The following is a 1,735-nucleotide window of genomic DNA, read 5'->3' as shown; positions in this document are numbered from 1 at the left end:
ATGATCTATCTCATCCTGTTCGGCGCCACGATCTTCGGCTACTTCGTCTCGGCGACGCGGATGCCCGACGAGTTGGTCAACCTGATGCAGGTCTGGGGGCTGAGCCCGGCGCTGGTGATCGCCGTGCTGATCGTGATGTACCTGATCCTGGGCAGCATCTTCGACACGATGTCGGCGCTTCTCATCACCCTGCCCTTCACCTTCCCGCTGGTCGTGCAGATGGGCTATGACCCGGTGTGGTGGGGCATCGTCCTCGTGATGACCGTCGAGATCGGCCTCATCACGCCGCCGATCGGGATGAACGTCTTCATCCTCAATTCGATGGCACCGGACATATCGCTGAAGACCATCTTCCGGGGGATCACCATCTTCCTCTGGGCCGACCTGCTGCGCCTATTGGTGGTCGTGGTCTTCCCGATCCTGGCACTGGCGCTCCCCCGCCTGCTGGAAATGCCCTGACCCGGTGGAACATGGCCTAGCGGGGGCGACCGATCCTGTCGGTTGTCCCCGCCCTCAGGAAAACGTCGCCAGCGCGCCCGACAGCATCCGCAACGCCGTGATGGCGAGGAACAGGGCGAAGCTCTGAACCGCGCCGGGTTTGCCGGAGGCTCCAACTCTTGAGTAGCAACTGTGTTTCAAACGATGGCGTCTCGGTAGGCCGTTCCAGTTTTGATCATTGCGTTGAGAACGGTCAGGAGCTTGCGCGCGCAAGCGACGATGACGGGCTTTTTGGCCTTTCCAGCCGCAAGCAGGCGCTCCTTGAACGCCCTGAACCGCGGGTCGAACCTGCTGGCGGTGAGTGCTGCCAGATAGAGGGTGCGCCTGATCGTGCCGCGTCCACCCCATATGCTGCGTTTGCCGCGTCGATGTCCGGAGCCATTCGCATGTGGTGCGAGTCCGGCGAGAGCCGCGATCCTTCGGCGGTCAAGCTGACCAAGTTCAGGCAGCTGCGCGATCAAGGTTGCTGAGACGACGGGCCCGATCCCTTTGACTTGGCGTAGGCGCGCAGCTTGCTCGCGCAAATCGCCCTGTCCTTGGATTACGGCTTCCATCTCTGCCTCGGCTTTCGCGAGACTGGCTTGCAGGGTCTTGATGTGCTGAGAGATGTTGCGCCGAATCCATGGATCCTGCGCTGTCCTCAAGCGGTTTTTCTCCGCAACGATCATGGTGGTTATGCCCGCCCGGTGGGCGGTAAGTTCAGACAAACGCTGCCGTTCGGCAGAACGCGGGCTCGCCGGAGCCAGCTGTAGAGCGCGCCCCATCTCGGCCAGGACCAGCGCATCGTGTAACCGCCCGATTGAGACCGCGGGTTACTCCTGAAGCATCGGCGCGACCAAGATGATCGCCATGCCGGTCAGACAAAAGACTGCGCCGATGATATCCCATCGGGTCGGGATCTGCCCCTCTACGGCCCAAAGCCAGGCGATCGATGCTGCGATGTATATGCCGCCGTAGGCCGCATATGCCCGACCGGCAAACTCGACCTCAACCCGCGTCAGCAAGTATGCGAACAGGGCGAGGGAGATGGCGCCTGGGATAAGCCAGAGGGCAGAGCGGTCAAGCCGTAGCCAGGCCCAGAACGCGAAGCATCCCGCGATCTCGGCGAGAGCAGCCAGCGCATACATGCCGATAGAGACGAAGACGCTCGTCATGGGCGAGCTATTCTCCACTGCCAAGGCAGCAGTTCGTCGAGCCGGTTGATCTTGTGATCATGGATACGGTCAAGGATGTCGGC

At 61.8% G+C, this 1,735-nt stretch carries 3 protein-coding genes; 1 reads left to right on the top strand and 2 read right to left on the bottom strand.

The window, feature by feature from the left end; translation table 11 throughout:
• A partial coding sequence (locus A3764_RS16380) for a TRAP transporter large permease subunit (RefSeq protein ID WP_067951782.1) occupies positions 1 to 459 on the top strand: 459 nt, incomplete at its 5' end.
• Between the two features lie 176 nt (positions 460 to 635).
• Here the strand turns inward: A3764_RS16380 and A3764_RS16375 are convergent.
• Both A3764_RS16375 and A3764_RS16370 read right to left on the bottom strand, forming a co-directional pair.
• A complete protein-coding gene (locus A3764_RS16375; protein WP_067951781.1) occupies positions 636 to 1,205 on the bottom strand; it encodes a transposase in 570 nt (189 codons plus the stop codon).
• A 105-nt stretch (positions 1,206 to 1,310) separates the two neighbouring features.
• Positions 1,311 to 1,652 (bottom strand): YnfA family protein, encoded by a 342-nt coding sequence (locus A3764_RS16370; RefSeq protein WP_082851099.1) that lies wholly within the window; start codon positions 1,650 to 1,652, stop codon positions 1,311 to 1,313.
• Positions 1,653 to 1,735: the final 83 nt, after the last annotated feature.

The sequence above is a fragment of the Sulfitobacter sp. HI0129 genome (genome assembly GCF_001635395.1).
Taxonomy (GTDB): Bacteria; Pseudomonadota; Alphaproteobacteria; order Rhodobacterales; family Rhodobacteraceae; genus Sulfitobacter.
Note: the sequence above shows the minus strand (reverse complement) of the source record. Positions and strands in the feature narration are given on the sequence as shown.

What these genes read in the sequence shown, in the direction of transcription:
- A3764_RS16370 (WP_082851099.1), bottom strand. Translation starts at nt 1,652, where the DNA reads ATGACGAGCGTCTTCGTCTCTATCGGCATGTATGCGCTGGCTGCTCTC.